The 24,179-nt window shown below is 28.4% G+C and carries 24 protein-coding genes; 13 read left to right on the top strand and 11 right to left on the bottom strand.

Going from position 1 to position 24,179, the window contains the following annotated elements; all coding sequences use genetic code 11:
• Nucleotides 1-53: 53 nt before the first annotated feature.
• Both AC2TY9_RS10120 and pdxH read left to right on the top strand, forming a co-directional pair.
• Nucleotides 54-737: a hydrogenase-4 component G gene (locus AC2TY9_RS10120; RefSeq protein WP_489777335.1), complete on the top strand. Its 684-nt coding sequence runs from the start codon at nt 54-56 to the stop codon at nt 735-737.
• A 91-nt stretch (nt 738-828) separates the two neighbouring features.
• Complete coding sequence (pdxH, locus tag AC2TY9_RS10125; RefSeq protein WP_489777337.1) at nt 829-1,470, top strand: pyridoxamine 5'-phosphate oxidase; 642 nt, start codon at nt 829-831, stop codon at nt 1,468-1,470.
• Between the two features lie 5 nt (nt 1,471-1,475).
• Here pdxH and AC2TY9_RS10130 read toward each other — a convergent pair whose 3' ends face one another.
• Both AC2TY9_RS10130 and AC2TY9_RS10135 read right to left on the bottom strand, forming a co-directional pair.
• A complete protein-coding gene (locus tag AC2TY9_RS10130; protein ID WP_489777338.1) occupies nt 1,476-1,952 on the bottom strand; it encodes a HugZ family pyridoxamine 5'-phosphate oxidase in 477 nt (158 codons plus the stop codon).
• A gap of 26 nt (nt 1,953-1,978) precedes the next feature.
• A complete protein-coding gene (locus AC2TY9_RS10135) occupies nt 1,979-3,028 on the bottom strand; it encodes a hemolysin family protein (protein ID WP_489777339.1) in 1,050 nt (349 codons plus the stop codon).
• Nucleotides 3,029-3,191: 163 nt separating this feature from the next.
• Here AC2TY9_RS10135 and AC2TY9_RS10140 point away from each other — a divergent pair, with 163 nt between their 5' ends.
• A complete protein-coding gene (locus tag AC2TY9_RS10140; RefSeq protein WP_489777340.1) occupies nt 3,192-3,605 on the top strand; it encodes a hypothetical protein in 414 nt (137 codons plus the stop codon).
• Nucleotides 3,606-3,614: 9 nt separating this feature from the next.
• On the opposite strand, the gene AC2TY9_RS10145 is transcribed toward AC2TY9_RS10140, so the two are convergent.
• Both AC2TY9_RS10145 and uvrA read right to left on the bottom strand, forming a co-directional pair.
• Nucleotides 3,615-3,977: a DUF309 domain-containing protein gene (locus AC2TY9_RS10145; RefSeq protein WP_489777341.1), complete on the bottom strand. Its 363-nt coding sequence runs from the start codon at nt 3,975-3,977 to the stop codon at nt 3,615-3,617.
• Entirely contained in the window at nt 3,967-6,783 is a 2,817-nt protein-coding gene (gene uvrA, locus AC2TY9_RS10150) for an excinuclease ABC subunit UvrA (protein ID WP_489777342.1), read from the bottom strand. Before uvrA ends, AC2TY9_RS10145 begins: the two co-directional genes overlap by 11 nt.
• A gap of 203 nt (nt 6,784-6,986) precedes the next feature.
• On the opposite strand from uvrA, the gene AC2TY9_RS10155 reads away from it, so the two are divergent.
• The 6 genes from AC2TY9_RS10155 to AC2TY9_RS10180 all read left to right on the top strand — a co-directional run bounded on the left by AC2TY9_RS10155 (nt 6,987) and on the right by AC2TY9_RS10180 (nt 14,421).
• Nucleotides 6,987-7,877: a ChaN family lipoprotein gene (locus tag AC2TY9_RS10155; protein ID WP_489777343.1), complete on the top strand. Its 891-nt coding sequence runs from the start codon at nt 6,987-6,989 to the stop codon at nt 7,875-7,877.
• Nucleotides 7,878-8,032: 155 nt separating this feature from the next.
• Nucleotides 8,033-8,488: a (2Fe-2S)-binding protein gene (locus tag AC2TY9_RS10160; protein ID WP_489777344.1), complete on the top strand. Its 456-nt coding sequence runs from the start codon at nt 8,033-8,035 to the stop codon at nt 8,486-8,488.
• A 1-nt stretch (nt 8,489) separates the two neighbouring features.
• Nucleotides 8,490-10,634, top strand: coding sequence for a xanthine dehydrogenase family protein molybdopterin-binding subunit (locus tag AC2TY9_RS10165; RefSeq protein ID WP_489777345.1), 2,145 nt, complete (start codon nt 8,490-8,492; stop codon nt 10,632-10,634).
• 3 nt (nt 10,635-10,637) lie between these two features.
• Nucleotides 10,638-11,420, top strand: coding sequence for an XdhC family protein (locus tag AC2TY9_RS10170; RefSeq protein WP_489777346.1), 783 nt, complete (start codon nt 10,638-10,640; stop codon nt 11,418-11,420).
• A complete protein-coding gene (locus AC2TY9_RS10175) occupies nt 11,421-11,996 on the top strand; it encodes a nucleotidyltransferase family protein (RefSeq protein WP_489777347.1) in 576 nt (191 codons plus the stop codon).
• 73 nt (nt 11,997-12,069) lie between these two features.
• Nucleotides 12,070-14,421: an aconitase family protein gene (locus AC2TY9_RS10180; protein WP_489777348.1), complete on the top strand. Its 2,352-nt coding sequence runs from the start codon at nt 12,070-12,072 to the stop codon at nt 14,419-14,421.
• Here the strand turns inward: AC2TY9_RS10180 and AC2TY9_RS10185 are convergent.
• The 7 genes from AC2TY9_RS10185 to AC2TY9_RS10215 are packed head-to-tail and all read right to left on the bottom strand — an operon-like array spanning nt 14,418 to nt 20,570.
• Nucleotides 14,418-15,161 carry a sulfite exporter TauE/SafE family protein gene (locus AC2TY9_RS10185; RefSeq protein WP_489777349.1) on the bottom strand — a complete coding sequence of 248 codons (744 nt, stop codon included), beginning with the start codon at nt 15,159-15,161 and terminating at the stop codon, nt 14,418-14,420. The genes AC2TY9_RS10180 and AC2TY9_RS10185 overlap by 4 nt on opposite strands.
• A gap of 5 nt (nt 15,162-15,166) precedes the next feature.
• Nucleotides 15,167-15,946 (bottom strand): serine O-acetyltransferase, encoded by a 780-nt coding sequence (gene cysE / locus AC2TY9_RS10190; protein ID WP_489777350.1) that lies wholly within the window; start codon nt 15,944-15,946, stop codon nt 15,167-15,169.
• Between the two features lies 1 nt (nt 15,947).
• The gene (gene speA / locus AC2TY9_RS10195) at nt 15,948-17,747 is read right to left on the bottom strand and encodes a biosynthetic arginine decarboxylase (protein WP_489780426.1); all 1,800 of its coding nucleotides are present in this window, start codon (nt 17,745-17,747) and stop codon (nt 15,948-15,950) included.
• Nucleotides 17,747-18,964: a histidine--tRNA ligase gene (gene hisS, locus AC2TY9_RS10200; protein WP_489777351.1), complete on the bottom strand. Its 1,218-nt coding sequence runs from the start codon at nt 18,962-18,964 to the stop codon at nt 17,747-17,749. The genes speA and hisS overlap by 1 nt, the downstream gene beginning before the upstream one ends.
• Nucleotides 18,957-19,523 carry a dTMP kinase gene (tmk, locus tag AC2TY9_RS10205; protein WP_489777352.1) on the bottom strand — a complete coding sequence of 189 codons (567 nt, stop codon included), beginning with the start codon at nt 19,521-19,523 and terminating at the stop codon, nt 18,957-18,959. Before tmk ends, hisS begins: the two co-directional genes overlap by 8 nt.
• Entirely contained in the window at nt 19,514-20,014 is a 501-nt protein-coding gene (gene coaD / locus AC2TY9_RS10210; protein WP_489777353.1) for a pantetheine-phosphate adenylyltransferase, read from the bottom strand. The genes tmk and coaD overlap by 10 nt, the downstream gene beginning before the upstream one ends.
• A gap of 1 nt (nt 20,015) precedes the next feature.
• On the bottom strand, nt 20,016-20,570 hold the full coding sequence (locus tag AC2TY9_RS10215; RefSeq protein ID WP_489777354.1) for a UbiX family flavin prenyltransferase: 555 nt from the start codon (nt 20,568-20,570) through the stop codon (nt 20,016-20,018).
• Nucleotides 20,571-20,791: 221 nt separating this feature from the next.
• Here AC2TY9_RS10215 and AC2TY9_RS10220 point away from each other — a divergent pair, with 221 nt between their 5' ends.
• The 4 genes from AC2TY9_RS10220 (at nt 20,792) to AC2TY9_RS10235 (ending at nt 24,111) form a co-directional block, all read left to right on the top strand.
• On the top strand, nt 20,792-21,433 hold the full coding sequence (locus AC2TY9_RS10220) for a recombinase family protein (RefSeq protein ID WP_489777355.1): 642 nt from the start codon (nt 20,792-20,794) through the stop codon (nt 21,431-21,433).
• Between the two features lie 24 nt (nt 21,434-21,457).
• Complete coding sequence (locus AC2TY9_RS10225) at nt 21,458-22,099, top strand: CBS domain-containing protein (RefSeq protein WP_489777356.1); 642 nt, start codon at nt 21,458-21,460, stop codon at nt 22,097-22,099.
• 70 nt (nt 22,100-22,169) lie between these two features.
• Nucleotides 22,170-23,138 carry a YeiH family protein gene (locus tag AC2TY9_RS10230; protein WP_489777357.1) on the top strand — a complete coding sequence of 323 codons (969 nt, stop codon included), beginning with the start codon at nt 22,170-22,172 and terminating at the stop codon, nt 23,136-23,138.
• Nucleotides 23,139-23,289: 151 nt separating this feature from the next.
• The gene (locus tag AC2TY9_RS10235; protein WP_489777358.1) at nt 23,290-24,111 is read left to right on the top strand and encodes a hypothetical protein; all 822 of its coding nucleotides are present in this window, start codon (nt 23,290-23,292) and stop codon (nt 24,109-24,111) included.
• The last annotated feature ends 68 nt before the right edge of the window (nt 24,112-24,179 follow it).

Here is a 24,179-nt window from a genome sequence, read left to right on the forward strand (position 1 = left end):
AATATTAAGAAATGTAATAGTACAGTTAGATAATATATAATAAGGAGTTTGAAATGGATGCAGTCAGTTTAAACGTTGATAACCAGTTAAATAGTACATTTCAAGCTGAAAAAGCAAAAGCTTATGAAAAAGTGGCTGAACATAACAAGGTGCAAAACCCTTTAGAAGGCCATAAGATTCATGACCCAGCAAGCAATGAAAGTAAAATTCATAATTCTGCAGTTAATGTTTCAATTTCAATGGAAAGTTTGAAAGTATTTTTAAATATTAAAAGTGTTGAATACTCTCAAACCAATACTTCAGCTCAAAGTTCATTAATGAACATTATTAATAATACAGAAGTGTATGATTTTTTATCTGGAAAAGAGATAGATGGTGGCTTTTCATTAAAATCTATTGGATATGACGGTAAACCTATTACCGAATTATCTACAGATGAAGCAAAAGATTTAGTTTCTGATGAAGGTTTTTTTGGTATTACAGAGACATCTAAAAGAGTTAGTTCTTTTGTTATAAATCTTGCAGGAGATAATGTAGAAGCATTGCAAGAAGCAAGAAGAGGTGTTGTTCAAGGTTTTGAAGAAGCTGAAAAAATGTGGGGTGGAACATTACCTGAAATTTCATATCAAACACAAAAAGAGACCTTAACAATAATTGATGAAAAAATCTCAGAGCTTCTAAAAACTGATTCACAAAAAGAATTAGAAACTCAAACTACAGCAGAAATAGAAGAATAATTTTTTTATTTCTGCTTCTGTCTTCAAAAATCTCCTACAAACTTACATTTAAAAATGTTAAAATTATAAATATTAACATTAGGAACAAAAATTGATTGATGTAACATCTATGAGACGTGAATATAGAAAAAAAGGTCTTGATGAAAAAGATTTAAATCCTGATCCCATGGTACAATTTGAATTATGGTTTCAACAAGCTCTTGATGCAAAACTTACTGAACCCAATGCTTTTGCTCTTGCAACGGTTGGAAATGATAAAATTCCAAGTGTAAGAACTGTTTTGATGAAGATTTTTGATAAAAAAGGATTTGTGTTCTTTTCCAATTATAAATCAAAAAAAGCAGTTGATGTAGAAGAAAATCCTTATGCGGGGATGTTATTTCCTTGGCTAGATTTAGATAGACAAGTAAAAATTGAAGGAACTATAGAAAAAATTTCTACAAAAGAGTCTTTAAAATATTTTTTATCTAGACCTAAGGGTAGTCAAATAGGTGCCTGGGTTTCTCACCAGAGTGAAGTTATTAGCTCAAGGTCTTTACTTGAAGCAAAATTTAACGAAATAAAAAACAAGTTTGTAAAAGGGGAGATACCTTTCCCTGATTTTTGGGGAGGTTATATTGTAAAGCCTATTAAAATTGAGTTTTGGCAAGGTGGAGAAAATAGATTACATGATAGATTTGTTTATACTTTACAAGAAGATAATACTTGGAAAATAGAAAGACTGGCACCATAAGAAATTTATTTCTTATGGCCGCTTAATCCTTTTCTTTCTACTAATTCATCAAAATTTTTTCCACCTACATTATAGGCTTCTCCAAAGCCAAATACTGCTTCACCATCAAAAACTTCAAATTCATAGAATGAAAAATCTTTCATTGATTTTAACATTTTCATAGTTGAACCATGTTTTTCTTCAAAAATATTTACAAGTTTTTCAAAACTATCAGTGTCTCTTGGAAGTTTTTTTGAATGACATTGTAAAATCACTCTTTTTCTACCAAATATATTTTCACAAGAAATTTCATCTTCAATAAAAAATAATGCTACTTTTTTATGTAAGTCAAGATTTTTAGTATGTTTAGCCATTGAGCTAATATAAACATAGTATTTGCCATCTTGAATAATAAAAGGTGCATAACTTGTAAAGGGATTTCCTTTTTCATCAATAGTTGACAAAACACAACTTTTAAATGAATTAATAAACTCTTTTAACATATTTAAATCCTCAAAAAAGAAAAAGCTTAAGCTCCTTTGCTTGCTCTTTCTTTTCTTTTTGCTTTCATCTTATTTAGTGCTAATCTTCTCATATCAGCTGTTGTATCAGACTCGTCCATAATTTCTAAGCCTAAAAGTGTTTCAATACAATCTTCTAAAGTAATAATTCCTTCAGTTTGATCATAATTATCAAGAACAATAAACATATGTTCTCTTTTTTCAATAAATTTATTTAAAGCTTTTCCAACAGGAATATTTTCATTTAAAGCAAATACAGGTTTCATAATTGCTTCAATTGTAGCTGTCTCATTTTTAATAGCTTGTTTAAAAAGCTTTTTTGTTAAAATAACTCCAATTATATTATCAATTGTACCTTCATATACAGGAACTCTTGAAAACTTATAAGTCCTTTTATCTTCTAATATATCTTTAATTACAGTATTTTTTTCAACTGCATACATTACAGATCTTGGGGTTAAAATATCTTTTATTTTTATTTCATTTAATGTTAAAGTATTTTCAATAATATCTGATTCTAAATCTCCAATAACACCTTCTTCTTCACTTAAAAGTGTAGTATGAATTAGTTCTTCTCTTGATATTGAGTCAGAGTTTTCATTGCCTTTAATTTTTTTAGTTACAAATTGCGTAATTAAAATTATTGGATAAGTGAAAAATACAAATAATTTAATTATTCTTGCGCTTATTGGAGCTAGTTGCTTCCAGTAAACTGCACCAATTGTTTTTGGAATAATCTCTGCAACAAATAAAATTGCAAAAGTTAATACTATTGAAACAATCATTACTAATGTTGAATCACCTTCAAATACGCTTTGAGCTTGTACACCAATTGCTGTTGCACCTAAAGTATTTGCTATAGTATTTAAAATTAATATTGAAGCAATAGATTGATCAATATTTGTTTTAAGATCTTTTAAAAGTTTTCCAGCTTTTGGATTTTCATTTTCAACTACTGAGATATAGCTAAAATTCGTAGATAGAATAACTGATTCTAAAACAGAACATAAAAATGACGTGCCAATTACAAGTATAAACAGAAATATTAATATATCCATTTAACACCTTTATTTATTAAACTGCACCTCTGGGAACTATCTTCCAATCACTACTCCTTTATTATAAAATTAACAACGTATAATACCAAAAAAATTATGAAAATGAATTTTTTTTGACAAAAAAAACAAAATTTTTGTATAATAATAAAAAAAGGAGGTAGTCATGGAATATGGATTGATTTCTAATATGAATCAGTATGCTGATAATCAGCAGATTTTGATTCAACAAATACAACCTTCAAGTGAAATTGCGAAAATAAAAAGTGGTGATGAAGCAAAACAATTAGCTAAAGATTCTTTCCTGAAAAATATAGAAGAATCTTCGTCTACTAATGAAATAAATAATGAGGTTTCTGAATCAAAGGAAACAAAAGAGGTAACTGCACAAGATGTTGCAAAATATCAAGAGGTGGTACTTACAAATCTAAATTTTGGGTTTAATAATGATTCGAAAGACTTTTTTGTAAAAGCTGTAAGAGGAGAGTCTGAAAGTCAGTTTCCCACTGATGAGATGATGAAACTGAAAGCTTATTTTATAGCTCAAGCTAAAGCAGAACAAGCAGCTGAATTAAATTAATTAGTTTGGCTACTTGATTGTGCTATTTATTTTTATTAGTAAATCTCTGGCATAAAAATATTTTTCTAAATCTTTTAAGCCTGATTCTTTCAATAAAGGATCATATTTTTCAAAAACTTTCCAAATCTTTTCATAACTATGTGGTCTTTTTTTATCAAAATACAAAGCTAGCGCAGTTGCACCATTTATAAGTCCTTGAACTGCCTTTGCTCTAATCCAGTAAATTTTATCATCTGTTTGTTTATAAATATTTTTATATTCTCTCCAATCCTCTTCTAATAACTCATGGGCTTGTATAAACATTTTATTTTCAATTGCATAAATAAACCTCTCAATAGAAGTTTCTTGGATAAAGATATTATTATTTACCATTTAATTCTTTATCTAAATAGTATCCTGTGTAAGAAGAGGTTTCTTTATATGTTTTTGCTAACTCTTCAGGTGTACCTTCTGCAATAATTTTTCCACCTTTGTTTCCACCCTCAGGTCCCATATCTATAACCCAATCAGAGTTTTTAATAACATCAAGATTGTGTTCAATTACAAGAACTGAATTCCCAACTTCAACTAGATGGTGTAACACTTTTGTTAATCTATCAACATCTGCAAAATGAAGTCCTGTTGTAGGTTCATCTAATACATATAAAGTATTTCCAGTATCTTTTTTACTAAGCTCTTTTGATAATTTAATTCTTTGAGCCTCTCCACCTGAAAGGGTAACTGCATTTTGCCCAAGGGTAATATATCCAAGTCCAACATCACTTAATGTTTGAAGTTTAGCTTTTATTTTTGGAACTTTTTGAAAAAATTCTAAAGCTTCATCTACACTCATATTAAGTACATCAGAGATATTTTTCCCTTTATAAAGGATTTCAAGTGTTTGTGCATTATATCGATGCCCTCCACAATCATCACATTTAACCATGATATCTGGTAAGAAATGCATCTCAATTTTTATCTCACCTTCCCCTTGACATTTCTCACATCTACCACCTTTAACATTAAATGAGAATCTACCTATTTTATATCCTCTAATTTCAGCTTCTTTTGTTTTTGCAAAAAGTGTTCTAATCTCATCCATTAGACCTGTATATGTTGCAGGGTTAGATCTTGGTGTTCTTCCAATTGGAGATTGATCTAGATATATAACTTTATCAAGTTTTTCTAAACCTTGAATCTCTACACCATCAACTTTATTTACTTTTCTTGCATGATTTAATAACTCTTTTGCAACAGGAAGTAGGGTTTGTAAAATAAGTGATGATTTACCACTTCCACTAACCCCTGAAATAGCACATAGGTTTTTCAATGGTATTTTTACATCAAGGTTTTCAATATTATTGATATTTACATTTTTTATTTCAATAAACTCTTTTTGAGGTCTATTGTGTAGATATTCTATTTTTTTCTTTCCATTTATATATTGTGCAGTTAATGTTTTAGCTTTGTTCATTTGTTTTAATGTTCCAGCAAAAACAATTTCTCCACCATATTTACCAGCATTTGGACCAATATCAACAATAAAATCAGCAGCTTCAATTGTTTCTTTATCATGTTCAACTACAATTACACTATTACCTTTTTCTTGTAAGGCTTTTAATGTTTTAATTAGTTTACTTGTATCTCTTTCATGAAGTCCAATTGATGGTTCATCTAGTACATACATAACTCCTGTTAGTCCTGAACCAATTTGTGAAGCAACTCTAATTCTTTGAGCTTCCCCTCCTGAAATAGTTCTAGCATCTCTTCCTAAGGTTATATATCCAAGACCTACATCATTTAAAAAGAAGATTCTTTCTTTTATCTCTTTTAAAATAGGAGCCGCAATCATTTTATATTGGTCACTTAAGTATTCAAAGTTTTTTTCATCTTGGAAAAAGGCATGGGCTTCTTCAATTGGTTTGTTTATTACATCAGAAATAGTCTTTTTTGCAACAAAAACACTTTGAGATGAGGGTTTTAATCTATTTCCATTACAATCTGAACATTTTTTCTCAGTCATAAATTCAGCCATGTCTTTTTCATCTTTTATCATATCATAGGCAATTTTTACAATACCTTCCCATTTTCTAGTTAGATTATGTCTTTTCCAAACAAATTTTGCCTCTTCAACTCCACCATGTAAAATAGATTTTTGTTGATGTTCTGGTAACTGCTTAAATGGAATTGTTATATCTATTCCAGCCCCTTGACAATAAGCAATAAGCATCTTAAAGTAGTAACCTTTATTGAATCCATATATGATTTTTATGGCACCATCTTCTAAAGGAAGTTCTTCATTTATAACTTTTTTCATATCTAAAGCATATCTAATACCTAAACCATCACAAGAAGAACAAGCTCCTTTTGGTGAGTTAAATGAGAAAGATAATGGCTCTAGTGGTTCAAAGGAGATTTTACAATCAAAACAAGCCATATGTTCAGAATAGTGAATATGTTTATCAACTCCTACCTCTTCATGATTCATAACTTCAACTTCAAGTTCTCCAAAAGATTCTTTTAAACCTTTTTCAACATCTTGGGCAATTCTATCTTTGTTTTCTTCTTTTATCACAACTCTATCAATTACAACTTTAATAGTATGCATTTTGTTTTTTTCTAATTCAACATCTTCATCAAGTCTTGCCATAACTCCATCAATCATAGCTCTTACATAACCTTTGCCTCTTAAGCTATCAAGTAAATCTGCAAAGGTTCCTTTTTTTCTATTGACTAATGGAGCCAATATAACTATTTTAGAATTTTCTGGAAGTTTTAAAACTTGATCAATTACATCACTTGCACTCATTTGAGAGATTGGTTGTCCACATTTATGACAATGTTGTTTACCAACCCTTGCATATAAAAGTCTAAAATAATCATAAACCTCTGTAATAGTTCCAACTGTAGATCTTGGGTTTTTAGAAGTGGTTTTTTGGTCAATTGCAATTGCAGGAGTTAATCCTTCAATCCTTTCAACATCTGGTTTACCAACTTTATCTAAGAATTGTCTAGCATAAGCACTAAGAGATTCAATATATCTTCTTTGCCCCTCTGCATAAAGTGTATCAAAAGCAAGAGTTGATTTTCCAGAACCTGAAAGACCAGTAAAAACGATAAGTTTATTTTTTGGGATCTCTAAATTTATATTTTTTAAGTTGTTTTCTTTTGCATTATATATTTTAATTGTATCAGTCATTTATAGTCCATTAAAAAAAATTTAAGGGCGCATTATATCATAATAGTTTATTAATATGTAGTAATTTCAAGTACTATTTATATATACTAAAAAAACTTTAAACTTGAAGTTTATTTATACCTTACAAATCTAATGAAATTTTATAAGATATGTTTTTTTAAGATTATGGTTTGTATCATTTTTCATTATTTAAAGGATTTTATTTGAAAAATATTTTTTTACTGATATTTACACTATTTGTTTTTACTGCTTGTTCTAATAAAGATTTGGTTTTAAGTTATGACTTGAAAAAAGAAGAGGGTGTTTTTTCAAATAAAGAGGGAAAGATGATTGAGATTCAAACTCTTGTAAAACAATTTGAACACTATCCTGTAATATTTGTAGGCGATCATCATAATACAAAAAAAACCCACGAATTTTTTACTAGATTACTAAAACAGATGGATAAAGAAGGGTATAAACTAAATTTAGCAAATGAATGGTTTTCTCCTAATCAGAATGAACTACTAAAAGATTATACAGATGATAAAATAGATTTAAAAACTTTAAAAGAAAAAAGGCAGTGGGATAAGTTCACTAAGTTTAAATGGGAGTATCTAGAACCAATTTATGAAACTGTTAAGAAAAATGGTGGAATGTTATACGGAATTAATCTTACAGAAAAAGAAAGAAAAAAAATCTCAACTAGAAATATAAGTGATATGTCTAAAGATGAAAAAGCTTTTTATAATTCTTTAGATTTAAATGTAAGTGCCCATCGAAAATTAGTTATGCCATATTTAAATCATTGTAAAAAAATGCCAAATAAAACAAATGAACCCTGTGAGGAAAGAATGTATAGAGTTCAGGTTGCTTGGGATAGTTATATGGCTAAAAATGTTGTAGAACTTGCAAAAAAGGTTTTGAAAACTAAAAAAGACAAGTTGTTGGTTTTTGTGGGATCAATGCATGTTGAATATGATTTGGGGATTCCTTTACGATTTGCAAGATTAAGTAATATTCCTTTTTTAACAATTTCTAATGAAAAAATCCCAGAAAAAGAAGACTTAAAAATAGAAATTAATAAATCAGATTTTGTATATATTTATAATTAAAATTTAACTTAGAATTTGATTAAAATTAATATTTAAATTGATTATCAAATTTAATAAATTTGGAGAATTAGGCAATTAATATAGATGATTGTTCTATTGATTTTTTAAAAAATCACATAGAATAAACTAGTAAGATTTCGAAATTAGGAGTAAATATGAACCATATATTTGTAGATGAAAAAAAATTTGAATTAAAAGATATTCAGGAAGAAACACCAATACTTTGGGTATTAAGAGACTATTTAGACCTCACTGGAACTAAATTTGGGTGTGGTGTTGGTATGTGTGGAGCCTGTACAGTATTATTGGATAATCAAGCAATTAGAAGTTGCTCAACTCCAGTGAATAAAGCATATGGCAAAAAAATCACAACTATTGATAATAAAGAAGATAAAGAGTTAAAAGCATTAAGAGTTCAATGGCGAGAACATGATGTTGCACAATGTGGATATTGTCAATCTGGACAACTTGTAAATGCAGCAGGATTATTAAAGTCTAATTCAAACCCATCAAAACAAGAGATTATTTCAGCTATGGATGGAAATATTTGTAGATGTGGAACTTATAACAAAATATTAACAGCAGTTTCATCTGTTGGTAAAGGAGCATAATATGAGTTTAAATAGAAGAGATTTTGTAAAAAATAGTGCCCTTTTAAGTTCAGCTTTTGTTATAGGATTTCATTTACCAACAAAAGGAATGGCTGCAAAAGTAGAGAAAAAAAGTGAAGTTATTGAACCAAATGCATTTATAAAAATTGATAAAGATAATACAATTACATTTTATCTTGGACAAGTTGAAATGGGGCAGGGAGCTTATACTGGTATTGCAATGTGCATAGCAGATGAACTTGATGCCTTTTGGGATGAGATTATTTTTGAACCAGCTCCTGTAGATGATGTCTTTAATATCCCAGGACTGCCAATGATGTTAACTGGTGGCTCAATGAGTATTAAAACGCAACAACAAAGAGTAAGACAAGTTGGAGCGACTCTAAGATATATGCTAAAAAGTGCTGCTGCTAAAAAATGGCAAGTAAGAATGTATGATGTATCAACAAAAGATTCTTATGTGATTAATAAAAAGACTAAAGAAAAAATCTCATATGGTTCATTAATTGATGATATTAAAGATATGAAACTTCCAAAAGATGTAAAACTAAAAGATCCAAAAGATCATACTTTAATTGGTAAAAGAATAAAAAGACATCCCCTTGAAGTAGAAGAGAAAATTACAGGAAAAGCAAAATTTGGTATAGATGTTAGATTACCAGATATGAAATATGCGGCACTTGTTCAGCCTATTTCATTTGGAGCTAAAATTATTAGTTATGATGATTCTAGAGCAAAAAATATGCCAGGGATTTTAAAGATTAAAAAACTTTCAAATGAAAAAATTGCAATTATCGCTGAAAATTGGTATCAAGCAAAAATGGCAATTGAAAAGGTTGAAGTAAAATGGGATAAAGGTGATTTTGGAAAAGTTAGTTCTAAAGACTTAGAAAAAGAGTATATAGGCTATTTAGATAAAGATGATTTACCAGTTATGAAAAAAGATGGAAATACAGATGATGCTTTTAAAAATGCTAAAAAAGTAGTTGAAGCACAATATTCTTTCCCATTTTTAGCTCATGCACCAATGGAACCATTAAATTGTACTGTTCATCACAAAGGCGAAAAAGCATTTATGTCTGTAGGTGGTCAGCTTCAAACACTTTATAGAGGAACTTGTGCAAAAATTTTAGGAATAAAGCCTGATGATGTAGAGTATTATAATAACTATTTAGGTTCAAGTTTTGGACGTCGAGCTAATCCATCAAGTGATTTTGTTGTGGATGCTGTTTTAGTTGCAAAAGATGAAAAATGGCCAATACAAACTTTATGGACTAGAGAAGATGATATTAAAATGGGTTATTATAGACCTCTTACTGTAAATAAAGCAAAAATGGCAGTTGATGAAAATGGTAAAATCACAGCTTTTAAAGCAGATGTTATCAATCAGTCTTTAACAAAAGGTACTATCTTTGAAGGCTTTATGTATAAAGATGGTATAGATGCATCACAAAGAGAAGGTTTAGAAACACATCCATATAATATTGCAAGTCATGATTTAAAAGCATTTTGTCCCGAATCACCAGTTCCTGTATTATGGTTAAGATCTGTTGGTCATACAACTTCAGCACCTGTTGTTGAAAATATAGTTGATGAAGCTGCTATTGCTTCAGATATTGATCCCCTTGATTTTAGAATTAAAAATCTAAAAAGTCCTAGGTTTGTTAAGTTATTGGAAAATGTTGCTAAACAATCAAATTGGTATAAAAGGGAAAAAAATAGCGGTTATGGTGTAGCTATTGCTGAATCATTTGGAAGTATAGTTGCATATGTTGTAAAAATAAAAGTTGAAAATAATGATTTTAAAGTCCAAAATGTATGGGGTGCAGTTGATTGTGGTATGGCAATAAATCCATTAGGAATTGAAAACCAAATAGAAGGGTGTATTAATTTTACTATTGGATATATAAAATATGCAGAAATTTCATTGGAAAATGGGGCAACTGTTCAAAACAATTTTTATGATTATGAGGTAAATAGAATTAAAGATGCACCTGAAACTATAAATGTAGAAATTATAAATTCTGGTGAAAAGATTGGTGGTATTGGTGAAGTTGGAGTTCCCCCAATGTTTGCAGCAGTAATCAATGCTTTATATGATGCAACGGGAAAAAGATATACAAATTTTCCGATAAAACTTGGATAAATAATGTTTTCAAATAAACAATTACATGGGTTTTTAGATGATTCTAGGAAGAAAAAATTAGATATCGCTTTAAGCTATGTGGAAACTACAACTGGCTCAAGTTTTTCTAAAAAAGGAAGCCTTATGCTTGTAAACTCAGAATCTGAGTTTGCAGGTGTATTGGGAAGTAGTTTTTTACAAGAAAAAGTAAAGGATAATTCAGAAATTGCCTTAAAATCAAAAAAGGAAATAGTTTTTGAAACAATTACAAAAGACCCAAGTTCTGGACATGGAAATAGTGAGTATAAAACCATCCCCTTTTATTTTGAAAATGATTATGAAGGGATTGGCAAATATATGAATAAAGTATTTTCTCTTTTGATTTTTGGAAGCGGTGCACATATTAGTCCTTTAATATCAATGGCAAATTTAATGGGTTGGAAAACTACAATAATTGATGTTCAATTAAAAAAACAGTTTTGCAAAGAAGCAGATAAACTAATTGATTTAGAAAAATTAGAAGATATAAACAATGTTGACTTTTTTAGTTATGATGCTGCTGTAATCTTAAGTCATAACCCAAAAACAGATGATACTTATTTAGAAAGTTTATTAAAAACAGATATAAGGTATATTGGACTAATGAGTAATAAAACAAATGCTAAAAGAAAAAAAGAGCAATTTAATTTAGAAAAGGATAAAAGATTTTTTGCTCCAATTGGGATAAATATTGGAAGTTATACCCCCGAATCAATCGCCTTATCTATTTGTTCTGAAATAGAAGCAAATAAAAATGGGAAGTTATAATTGGAAAAAGTTGATGATTTAGCAGTTTTAATTTTAGCTGCGGGTACCTCAAGTAGATTAGGAAAACCTAAGCAATTAGTAAAATACAAAAACAAAACTTTAATAAAAATTGTTGTTGAAAAAGCATTAGCTATAAGTGATAATGTAACTGTTGTTTTAGGAGATAAAGCAACTGCTATTGTTGAAGAGATAATCGATTACCCAATTGCAATTGCAGTGAATCAAAGGTTTCAAGATGGTATTGCTAGTAGTATCTGTTTTGGTGTAACGCAAATTGAAGAGTATGATAGATGTTTAATTATGTTATGTGACCAACCTTTTATTCCAGTATCCCATTATGAAAAACTAATTGAAAACTTGGAACAAGACTCTTTAATTGGATCAAAATATGGAAGTTCAGCAACTGTTCCCGCAATATTTTCTAAAAAGTATTATTCTAGTTTGTTAAAACTAAAAGGGGATAAAGGAGCTAAATCAATTTTGGTAAAAAACAATGCTCCCGCAATAAAATTAGAAAAAAAAGATGCCATAGATATTGATACAAAAGAAGATATAAGTACATATTTAGATCTATAAACTTTAAAAACTAATCAAATCTTTATTATAATGATTAGATAATTTTTATATAAAGTTATAAAAGGGTTAAAAATTGGAATATATCGATAGTTTTGTAATTGAAAATGAAAGATTTTTTTATTTTAGTTTAGACAAAATAATAAATAACAATCCAAAATTAGAGAAATTACCAATTTCATTAAAAATTCTTTTAGAAGCAAATATTAGAAACTCAAAAAATGATTTAACTACAAAAAAGATATTAGATATATTTACAAATAGAAAAGATGAGTTTATAAATTTTTATCCCTCAAGGGTAGTTTTAAAAGAATATACTGCCATTCCTACAATTGCAGAACTTGCAAAATTAAAAGAAAAAAAGTTAAAAAGCAAAAAATTAAATTTAAGTGTTGACTTATTACTTCAGTATATGAAGGAGAATGAAGATCCATATAAACTTGCAAAATGGTGTGACAAAAACTTTTCAAATTTAAGAGTTATTCCACCAGGTTCTAAGATAGTTCATCCAATTAATTTAGAATATCTTTCAACTGTCTTGCACATAGAAAAAATTGAAGAGAAGTTTCTTTTATTCCCTGAAACAATTGCTATTTCTGATTATAAAGAAAATATGACAAATTCTTTTGGAGTTTTAGGGCATAAACTAGAATCTGTTGATGCCTTAGCTACAATATTAGGAATGCCCCTTAAAATAAAATTACCTAAAGTTGTTGGAATAAAAATTGTTGGAAAACCAAGGGATGGAGTCCTCTCTTCAGATTTTTTACAAGTTTTACTTGATCTTTTACAAAATGCAAATTTAGATGAAAAGATTGTAGAGTTTTATGGAGATGGTTTAAAATTTTTAACTCTAGAAAATAGAACTAAGCTTTTAAATAAGGCTTCTTCTTATAATGCACTGTGCTCATTTTTTGCAATTGATGAAAAAACTATTTTGTATTACAATAAAACTAGACAAAATGAGGATTTTAGTAAATTAGTTGATAAATATTTAAAAACTCAAAAACTTTTTTTAAATGAGCAAAACAATTTAGAATATGATGAAAATATAGATTTTGATCTAAGTAATATTTTCCCAAGAGTTGTACCAAATTTGAAAAATGAGATTTTTAAGGATAAAAATGTAGTTTTATCATTAATTGATACTTCAAATGGTTTTTTAAATCCATTTTTAATTATCCATTGTGCATTAGTTGCTAAAAAAGCATATGAAAAAGGTTTTAGAATAGACTCAAAAATAAAAACTTTTTTTAAAACTGATTTAACTGTTTATGATTATTTAGCAAATCTTGATTTATTAAAATATTTAGAGGGTATTGGTTTTTATTTTGTAAATACAAATACAAAAATTGAAGAAAAAATAAGTCCAAATATTTTAACTGATTGTTCAATTAGTTCAGGAACTTTAGAAAACAACTATGTAAATGAAAATATCAAACTTAATTACACTATGTCAGCATCTTTAGTTGTTATTCACTCTTTAATAGGAAGTATGAAATTAAAGGTTTTTGATAAACTAAATCCAAATGAATTATGGCCAGAACATAGTGAAGTTTTAAGTTATTTAGAAAAAATCGATGATACTTTGTATAAAGATATTTACAAAAATATTTTTTTAGGAAATGAAAAATGGCAAGATATTATAGTTGAACAAAGTGAATCATTCCCATGGAATGAAGACTCAACTTTTATACAAGTATTACCTTTTAAAGAAGAAAGTTTTAAAGACAAAATAAATATTGAAAATGGTGAAATCTTGGCTTTATTCAATAGTCAAATAAATACTAAAAATATCTCTTCAAATATCCAAATAACTCCATATATAAGTGTTGCAAGTTTTCTTCAAGAAAAAGGTGTAAAATCTTTTGATTTTGGAACTTTTGAAGATAGGAGAGGATGTAGTAAACTTATGGTTTTAGGTGCCTTTGATACAAATGAAATAAAGAATATGATGGTATCAAAGGAGGGGGCATTTACAAAAGATTTTCAAACGGGAGAGATTATCTCTTTTTATGAAAAATCAAAAAGAGTTCAAGCATCCCAAAAAGATTTAATTATAATTGCAGATGAAAACTACGGGATTGGAGATACAAATGATTGGGCAGCAAAAGCTACAAAACTGTTAGGTGTAAAGGCAATAATTGCAAAATCATTTGGTGAAAATCATAGAAAAGATTTAATAAAGATGGGAATTTTACCTTTACAATTTATTGATGAGGATATAAAATCTTTAAATTTAAAAGGGTATGAATCAATAAGTATTAAAAACAGTGAAATTAAAAAAGATTTAAAATTAAATGCTTTTATATATAAAGGTGAACAACTATATCAAATAAAGTTAAAACTTAGACTTGATAATGAATTTGAAATTCAAATATATAAAAATGGTGGGTTAGTTCCTTTTATCTTAAAAGGTATTGATTAAGAGACTTTAAAAAAAGTATCATAAATCATTGTGATTAAAATTAAAAAATTTAAAAATAAAATTGATTGTTTATATGAAGTAATAGGTGTTGTATTTTTTATTTTTATTCCAAAATATACACCAATAAGTGAAGCTAAACCAACTATAAGACCTTCATGAAAAAGCATTTGTCCTGCTAAAGATAAAGAGATAAATCCAGCAATTGAAGAAAAAATCACAAAAAATAGACTTAGACTTGTAGCTGTTTTTAATGGATACTTAGCAACACCTACAAGAAGAGGTATTAACATAATAGCACCTCCAACACCAATACTCATAGCTATAACACCTACAATAAAACCTATTATAAACAATGATGCTTTACTATGACTTTTAACTTTTTGGGAAGATTGGGCAGGGGAGATAAAAATTTTAATAATCGATAGAACAATTATTATAATAAATAAGTACTGTAAAAACTCATTTGATACAAGTGAGTGTACAAAACTATTTTGAAGACCACCTACAAAGCCTCCAACTCCTAAGATAAAGCCATCTTTAAAAATATCTTTGGCTTTTTTTGCATTTAAAAATGAGCCATATATTGAACTAAATACCATTTGCATTATTGAAATTGCAATTGCTTCTTTGATAATAAAACCAGAAAGTATCAACATTGGAACTAAAATAGTACCTCCACCAATACCAAAGAAACCAGATACAAAACCGGTGATTAATCCAAATAGTAAAAGTTCAATCAACTAGTTTACTTTTTTTCAATTGAGTTCATAGCATTAATAAACTTTGTGTAAATGTGTTCTAATTCATTTTCCTCTTTTTCCATACTGAGGTCTTCACAAGAATTCATATGATGCTCTAAAATAGCAACTCTTTTTAGTAGATATTCAAACATCTCTTTATTGATATCTGGAAGATCACTATGGTTAAGTCTTCCATTTTTGTCTTCTCTTTTTATGATTTTAGCTGGAACTCCAACGGCTGTTGAATTTTTAGGTACATCGCAAATAACTACAGAATTTGCTCCAATTTTGCCATTTTTACCAATTACAAGATTTCCTAATACCTTTGCTCCACTTCCAATAACAGAGTTTGCTCTAATAGTAGGGTGTCTTTTACCTTTATCAAGGCTTACCCCACCAAGCGTAACACCTTGATAGATTAAAACATCTTCTTCAATAATAGCTGTTGCTCCAATAACTACTCCAATAGCATGGTCGATAAATACTCTTCTTCCTATTGTTGCTGCTGGATGTATATCAGTTTTAGTAAATAATGAACCAATTCCAACAATTGCCCTTGATAGTTTTATCCATCCTTTATTATAAAGTCTATTTGCAATTCTGTGGTTTATTATTGCCCAAACACCAGGATAATTAAAAAATAGTTCAAAACTTGAATCTAGTGCAGGGTCATTTAGTTTAGGTACAGAAAAATCCTCTTTTATCTGTTTCCATAAACCTAACTCTTTTTCCTCTTTTAAAATCTTTTCTTTTATTAATTCATGTATATTTCTTGTTTCTTCCATATTAGCTCCAAGTTGTTTTTAGATAACTATTGTCATGTAAATATTTTTTTAGTATCTTGTATGTATTATTATCTAAATTCTTTTTTAAAACTTCTTTCATCTGTTTTGTATCATAATCTATATCTTCAAGGATATCGATTATTTTTTGAGACTCTAAAATATTCTCTAGTTTAACATTATTGTCTTCAAATATAACATTTATTTCTGTTGGGTGAGAGAATAAGTTATGTCTCATCCCTAGTATATCTTGATATGCTCCTACATGGAAAAAACCAAGATAATACTCCTCTTTTTTTAAATCTATGTCATGTAAAAAAAGTGGTTTATTTGGATCAAATCCAATTTCTCCATCGCTATCACATGTTATATCCCATAAAGATGCACTTCTTGTTGGGTTTTTATTTAAATGTGTAATTGGCATAATAGGGAATTCTTGTTTTATCCCCCAAAAATCAGGTAATGATTGAAATATAGAGAAGTTAAGAAGATATTTCTCTTGTATTTTATTATCAATTCTTTTTAATTCATCGTAATCATCAACCTCTAAAAACCAAATAGCTTTTTTTATAATTAAGTTTGTTAAAATCTCTGCATTACTTCTATCTTCTAAATCTATATACCCCAAATCAAAAAGTTTTAATAGTGAATCTAAATGATCTATACTATCATGCATATATTCTAATGCTGTTTTTGAATTTATATCATTATATAAATCTTTTAATTCTTCAATTAATGGTGGGTTTTTTTCTTTTAATCTTAAATGTTCTTCATCAAATTCAGCTGAAAAAAGTTCTAAAACAGGAGTAATTAAAACAGTTGAAGATGCACTTATGAATCTACCTGATTCTGTGAAAATATTTGGTTCCTCTACACCTTTTTGCTTTGCAATATTTTTTAGTGTAAATATTACATCATTTGCAAACTCTTGTAAACTATATTGTAGTGTTCTTTGAAATTGGGAATATTCAACTGCTAAACCACCACCAATATTAATTGCATTTAATTTTGTAGCACCAAGGTTTTTTAATTCTGCATAGATATGTCCAGCTTCTTTAAGGGCATTTTTAAGGGGCTTAATTGTATTCATTGCTGAACCAATATGGAAATGAATCATTGTAAGAATGTCAGATAAATTGTTTTTTTCAAGCATCTCAAAGGCTTCAAGAATCTCAGTTGAACTCAATCCAAACTTTGCATCAATTCCACCCGATTTTGCCCAAGCCCCACTTCCACTATTGAATAGTCTAACTCTAACTCCAATATTAGGAGTTGGTAAATTAGTTTGTCTTTCAACTTCTAATATTGTTTCAAGTTCATTTAATCCTTCAATAATTACAGTAATATCATGACCCATTTTTTTTGCAATAAAAGCTAAATGAATCATCTCTTTATCTTTAAAACCATTTACCGTTATGGGTGAACCATATCTATTGTAGGTCATTGCTAAGATAAGCTCAGCTTTACTTCCAGCTTCTAACCCATAATTGTATTTTTCACCACACTTTATTAAAGGAAGGATAAAGTTTGGAAGTTGATTAACCTTTAAAGGAAATACAGCATTAAACTTTCCCTTGTAGTTATATTCATCTATAGCATTATTATATAGATTAAATAGCTTATCTATTTGTTTTTGAATAAGGTGAGGAAATCTAAATAACAAGGGTCCTTTATAGTCTTGCTCTCTTATCTCTTTAACCATTTCAATTAATGAAGGCTTTGAAGCATGGTTGACTTTAACAACACCCTCTTCAATTATAAAATTATCATCAGCCCAAATATCAATACCATAATTATTCAAAATTAGAAATCCTCGATTTTGATTGTTTTTTCTTCTTGTGTTTTTATATTTTTAATAAAAATTGTTCCATCTTTTAATTCATTCTCTCCAATTAAAGCTACAATATTTGCATCTTGTTTTTGAGCAATTTTAAAATGTTTTCCAAAACTTCTTGGAGTATATTCCATTATTGTTTTAGTATCTTTTCTTTTTTTAGAAGCAATTTTTGTTAAAGGTTTTAATGCATCTTCTGTCATTGCTCCAAGATATATTGTATCATTATCTTCTTCTTTCATTTTAATTAATTCAAGAAGTCTTTCTATACCTATTGCAAATCCTATTCCAGGAGTTGACCTTCCACCTAAAAACTCAACTAATCTATCATATCTTCCACCACCAGCTATTGCACTTTGAGAACCAATCTCTGAAGAGGTAAATTCAAAGGCAGTTTGAGAGTAGTAGTCTAAACCTCTAACAAGATTTGTATCAACTTCATATTCAATGTTGTTATAGTCTAATACCTCTTTAAGACTTATAAAGTCACTATCACATTTTTCACATAAATTGTTAGTGATTTTAGGGGCATTGTATAATAGTTTTTGACAGTTTTCATTTTTACAATCTAAAACTCTAATAGGATTTGTTTCAATCCTTTTATTACAGTCTTCACAAAGGTTTTCTTTAATATTTGTTAAATACTTAACCAGATTTTCTCTATACGGAGGCATGCATGTAGGACAACCTAATGAATTTAGTTGTAATTTAAACTTAATTCCAAAGAAATCAAGAATATCTTTAAGCATCATTATAATAGTAGCATCTTCATAAACAGATGCTTGACCAAACACCTCTGCACCAAATTGATGGAACTGTCTTAATCTACCTTTTTGAGGTCTTTCATATCTAAACATTGGTCCATAATAAAACCATCTATATGTACCACCAGCTCTATCAAATTTATTTTCTACAAAACTTCTAACAACTCCTGCTGTACCTTCAGGTCTTAAACAAACGTCATTTTCACCTTTGTCAATAAATTGATACATCTCTTTATTTACAATATCAGAACTCTCACCAACACTTCTTTTAAATAATGCTGTTTCTTCCAAAATTGGAGTTTCTAAGTAAGTAAACCCATAGTTTTTAGCAATTCTTGATGCATTCTCTACAAAATAGGTAAATAGTTTACTGTCATCACCTAATATGTCATTCATTCCTCTTAAGCTTTGAATGTTAGCCATTAATAAAATCCTCTATCTTTTTTGAAATCTCTTCGATACTAAGGCTTGCATCGATAAAAATATGATTTAAATTTAGTATTTCTACTGTTTTTTTCATTCTATTTTGAATATCAATCAAATAATCAATACCCCTTGACTCTATTGAGTCATTTGTCTTACCACTTAATCTTTTTGTTAATTCATCTTTTGATAATTCTAACAATATTACATGGCTAGGAAGAATATTTGATGTAGCTATAAGATTTAAACTTGTAACAACTTCAAGGGGTAAGTTAGAAGCATACGAAATACCACTTATTACACTTCTATCACTTACAACTATACCTTCTTTATTTGGCTTTATTACCTCTTCAATATGTTCAGCTCTATCAGCTAGAAATATGAACATCTCAGCAATTTTACTTTTTGCTTCACCATTTAAGGCCATGGCTCTAAGTTTTAAGCCAAGTTCTGTGCCACCTGGTTCTTTTGTGAAAACTGCTTCAGGGAATTTTTCTTTTAAGATATCTAGTTGTGTAGATTTCCCAGCTGTGTCTATACCTTCAATTACTATATACATTCTAGAACCTCTTTTGGAACCAAGTGTTGGTATTTTCCTTTAAATTTAATAACTTCTCTAACAATTGTTGATGAAACAAAAGCATTTTCTAACTTTGGCATTAAATAAAGTGTTTCAATATCTTTATTTATAGATGAGTTTGCATAACCCATTTGAAGCTCATATTCGAAGTCAGAAACGGCTCTAAGGCCTCTAACAATAGTATTTATCTTTAATTCTGTTGCTAAATCAACAAGTAAAGTATCAAATCCTACAACTTTAACATTTTTAATTTTACTTGTTGCAGCTTTAACAAAATCAACCCTTTGTTTATGGTCAAACATTGGGTTTTTTGCTTCACTTATTGCAACAGCAATAATCACCTCTTCAAAAATGTTTGAAGCTCTACAAATTATATCCATATGGCCATTTGTGATTGGATCAAAAGTACCACTATAAATAGCTTTCTTATAAGTTCCTTCTACGTTTTTTTCTCTTTTGCAATTTCCCATTTTATTTCCATCTTTCATATAGATTGTGTTCGATCTTTAATAAATCAAACCATTTTCCTATTAAAAAATCTTCCATAAGCTCTATAGAATCTTGTTTTGAATAGTAGGCTAATACAGGAGGTGCGATAACCACTCCAAGAGTTGATAGTTTATGCATATTTTCTAATGCAAGAGTAGATAAAGGCATCTCTCTTGGTGCTAAAACAACCTCTCTTTTCTCCTTTAACATTACTGTAAAAGCTCTAGTTATTAGATTGTCTGACATACCAACAGCACACTTTGCAAGGGTATTCATTGAACAAGGAAGTATTATCATTTTGTCAGTTTTAAAAGATCCAGATGAGATACATGCTTCTATTTGATGCTCTTTAAAAATATGAGTATTCTCTCTTTTTAAAAGTTCATCTTTTATGTCGATATTCTGCTCCAGTTTCAAAGCCTTTCGGGCACTTTTTGATACCACTACAAATGCTTCAACACTTGAAGGCAGTTTTTGTACAAATTTTAGTGCAAGTTTTGTGCCACTTGCTCCTGTTATTCCAATTACTAATTTCACTTTTAAAACCTTCATAAAGTACTAATAAAAGGTGATATTAGCCAAAAAAGACTTTATTTTCAAAAGAATAATGAATATCATTAAAAAATTATCTAAATAAGCTTTTTTTAAGCTTGGTTTAATAAATAAAAGTATATCATTTTGTATAAGTTTTAAATATATATAATTAAACATTTTGTCTATTTTATATATTTAATTATAAATTTTGTAAAGGAATTAATATGTCTAAAGTTTTCACATATGTTAGAGTTAACAACAATAATGAGAGTTATACAAAAGATCAAAAAAATGGCTTAGAAGAATATATTTCTAAGCACAATATTTCTATCAATAAAGAGATTGAAATAGTTATAGATACTCCGGATGATGAGAAAAATATTCTTGACTTTTTAAAAAATTGTGAGTCCTCTTCAACTGTTGTTGTTTATGATTTAAATGTTTTTGGCAGAACCATCGAGACAATTTTAGAGATAGTTAAATTTTTGCTTTCAAATAAAATTAGAATTATTGTTGTTAAACAAAATCTTGATTTAATTGATGATAAAGATATGTTGACACAAATGATACTTGGTGTTATCTCAATGACTATACACCTTGAAAAAGATTTAATGAGTTTAAGAACAAAAGAAGCTCTTACTGCAAAAAAATTAAAAGGTGAAAGTTTAGGAAAACCAAAGGGAACAATTCAAAAATCTAAGTTTGATAAACAAAGGGACAAAATAGAAGAACTATTAGCAGTGGGGTTATCAGTTAGAAAAATAGCCAAACTATTAGGGTACAATAATCACATTGGTTTAAACAATTATGTTAAAAAAAGAAATATAAGACATTCTTTGCCAAACACACTAGACATAGCTAGTTGAAACTCCAAGAAAAAAGGTAATTAAATGTTTGCAATATATAATAACAATGGATTGAGTTTTAGAAGTACAATTGATAATTTATATACTCTTTCAAATGTTGATTCTATTGCAAGGGTTAGAAACAATACTGAAGAAGGTCTTCCTAAAGACCATAGCTTGAAATCTAAAAAAAAGCTTTATGAAAATCAAAATATTGAAGAGGCTAAGTCTGTTTACAAAAAAATGGCTAATATTGATACCAAAGAGCCAATTTTTCATGTTCAAGATTTAATGACAAGGGATGTAATAAGTTTAAATGAAGATAATACTCTTCATGAAGCTTATGAATTGATGCAAGAGCATGAATTTAGACAAATTCCTATTTTAAATAAAGATGATAATAAAATCATTGGCTTAGCAACACAAGAGTTTATTTTAGATTTACTTGTTGGTGATTTAGAATTTGCTCAAAATATTATGGAGAGGGAATTGTCAACTTTCGATTTTAATGAAGTTATAACAAGTGATCCCATAACTGATATAAGAAGGGTTGCAAAGGTTATGGTTGATTTTTCTTTAACTGCTATTCCTGTAGTTGATCAAGATGACAATTTATTAGGAATTGTTTCAAGGGCGAATATTTTAAAAGCAGTTGCAAATACTCCTCCAATGCAAATCTGGGGTTAAATAGTCAAGTATAAGTAAAACTTTTATTTCTCAAAGCATTAATTATAATTTCTTTTTATATAATTTGCCCATGGAAAAAATATACGGAATTTTATTAAGCATTTTAATTGCATTTTTTGCCTTTCTTTTATCTTCTTATATACCAATTGGCTCTGTTGCAATTGCAATCATTTTAGGTGCTGTAGTTGGAAATCTAATCAAATTCCCTTCAAAGTTTAATTCAGGAATAACTTTTAGTGAAAAAACTATCCTAGCCCTTGCTATTTCTTTGTTAGGAATAAATTTAGATTTTAATGTTTTAGAAGAGCTTGGCTTTGAAACAATTTTATTAATTGTAATCTCATTAATGGCAACTATAGCATTTACAAATTTTCTTGCAAAAAAACAAAACTTTGATAGTAATTTTGCTTTAATTTTAGGTATAGGTAATGCTGTTTGCGGAAGTGCAGCAATTGCTGCAACAAAAGATATAGTTAAACTTGATAAAGAAAAATCTGCTTTAGCTATAGCTATTGTTAATCTATTAGGAACTATTGGCTTATTTGTTTTACCCTTTATTGGAGTTTTATTAGGATTAAGTGATGTTCAAATAGGGATTTTATTAGGGAACACTTTACAATCTGTTGGTCATGCAATTGCAGCAGGCTTTGGAGTAAATGAAATAGTTGGACAAAGTGCTACAATTGTAAAAATGGGAAGAATATTGCTTTTAAGCCCTTTAATTTTATGGTTAGTTTATACAGTGGCAAAAAACAACACAACTGAAAATAATCAAAAAAGAGGTTTTCAAATACCAATATTTATTATAGGATTTATCTTTTTTTCAATTATTGCTTCAACTTCAATCTTACCTCAAGGGCTAACTACTTTTATCTCTGAAAGTTCAGAGATTTGTTTATTAGTAGCAATGAGTGCAATTGGACTTAAAATCTCATTTAAAGCTATTAAAGAAAGTGGTTGGGATGCTTTTGTTTTAGCTGGTTATGTATTTAAATTTCAAATCATTTTTTCTTTAGTTATGATTGTATTTTTTCAATAATAATTATAATCTAAAATTATAATTATATTGTGGAATAACACCTACTAATAGTGATAAACACGAAATTTATAAAATTACTTATTAAAAATTTCTGATAAATCTAAAAATATGGTATTATAATAACAAATTAATTTATTAAGGGGAAGATTAGATGAAAAAGATAGTTTGTGTTTCGTTTTTTTTAGGTCTAAGTTTATTTGCAACAGAGGGTAAATATGGGAATGTTTTTAATCATGATGTAGATAACACTGAGTTTGGTAAGTTTATTAAAAAATTTGGTGTTTTAGAGGAGAACAAAGGTTATTCTAGTACAAATAAAGATATTAAATCTTTAATAAAAAAATTGGGTTATTACGCAAGTACAAAAGAGGTTGAAGCTGCATTAAATGGTGCAAGAATTGATGGCAAAAAAGTTGTAGTTACTGATTCAAGAACAAAAGCAGAACAAGATGGTTTATATTTACAAGGTGCTTTAAAACCAAATCTTAGAGGTTGGAATGTTGCTTTCAATAATAAAAATCTACATAGTAGTACTATTGGTGCAATTTATAGTTATTGTAGAACAGGTACCGATCAAGCAGATAATCTTGTAAGATTACAATATTTATTTCAAGGAAAAGCAAAGGTTTTTGGAATTAAAGATATGGCAGAGGCTTGTTACCCATTGGCTTCAAAAAATGGTAATGTTTTGGATGCTAAATTAAATGCAAAAAAAGTGTTTGTCCAAAAAGCAAAAGATGGGTCTTATTATGAAGTTAATTGTCCTCAGGTAAAAAATGAATGCTCAGCTATTGATGTTTTTACTAAAAAGGATATTAATTTAGCAAAAGAGATCAATGAAAAGTTGCCACTTACTATGACAATGAAAAATAAAAAACTTAAACAAGAAGTTGTTGTAACAAAATCATCTGATAATAGATATTATAAACAAGGGTGTACTGAATTAGTAACTTCAATAAAAACAAATAAATAAAATTTTCAAGCTTCATAAATTCTTTGAAGCTTGAAAACTATACTCACAAGTCTTAAAATCTTAATCTC

The organism is Arcobacter sp. ISO1 (assembly GCF_058105185.1).

Coding starts and splice junctions, on each gene's coding strand:
- AC2TY9_RS10135 (WP_489777339.1), bottom strand. CDS start 3,028: ATGGATATATTAATATTTCTGTTTATACTTGTAATTGGCACGTCATTT.
- AC2TY9_RS10160 (WP_489777344.1), top strand. CDS start 8,033: ATGAACCATATATTTGTAGATGAAAAAAAATTTGAATTAAAAGATATT.
- AC2TY9_RS10170 (WP_489777346.1), top strand. CDS start 10,638: ATGTTTTCAAATAAACAATTACATGGGTTTTTAGATGATTCTAGGAAG.
- AC2TY9_RS10145 (WP_489777341.1), bottom strand. CDS start 3,977: ATGGTAAATAATAATATCTTTATCCAAGAAACTTCTATTGAGAGGTTT.
- AC2TY9_RS10140 (WP_489777340.1), top strand. CDS start 3,192: ATGGAATATGGATTGATTTCTAATATGAATCAGTATGCTGATAATCAG.
- AC2TY9_RS10225 (WP_489777356.1), top strand. CDS start 21,458: ATGTTTGCAATATATAATAACAATGGATTGAGTTTTAGAAGTACAATT.
- AC2TY9_RS10230 (WP_489777357.1), top strand. CDS start 22,170: ATGGAAAAAATATACGGAATTTTATTAAGCATTTTAATTGCATTTTTT.
- AC2TY9_RS10165 (WP_489777345.1), top strand. CDS start 8,490: ATGAGTTTAAATAGAAGAGATTTTGTAAAAAATAGTGCCCTTTTAAGT.
- cysE (WP_489777350.1), bottom strand. CDS start 15,946: ATGGAAGAAACAAGAAATATACATGAATTAATAAAAGAAAAGATTTTA.
- AC2TY9_RS10235 (WP_489777358.1), top strand. CDS start 23,290: ATGAAAAAGATAGTTTGTGTTTCGTTTTTTTTAGGTCTAAGTTTATTT.
- AC2TY9_RS10220 (WP_489777355.1), top strand. CDS start 20,792: ATGTCTAAAGTTTTCACATATGTTAGAGTTAACAACAATAATGAGAGT.
- AC2TY9_RS10130 (WP_489777338.1), bottom strand. CDS start 1,952: ATGTTAAAAGAGTTTATTAATTCATTTAAAAGTTGTGTTTTGTCAACT.
- hisS (WP_489777351.1), bottom strand. CDS start 18,964: ATGGCTAACATTCAAAGCTTAAGAGGAATGAATGACATATTAGGTGAT.
- AC2TY9_RS10120 (WP_489777335.1), top strand. CDS start 54: ATGGATGCAGTCAGTTTAAACGTTGATAACCAGTTAAATAGTACATTT.
- tmk (WP_489777352.1), bottom strand. CDS start 19,523: ATGTATATAGTAATTGAAGGTATAGACACAGCTGGGAAATCTACACAA.
- uvrA (WP_489777342.1), bottom strand. CDS start 6,783: ATGACTGATACAATTAAAATATATAATGCAAAAGAAAACAACTTAAAA.
- coaD (WP_489777353.1), bottom strand. CDS start 20,014: ATGGGAAATTGCAAAAGAGAAAAAAACGTAGAAGGAACTTATAAGAAA.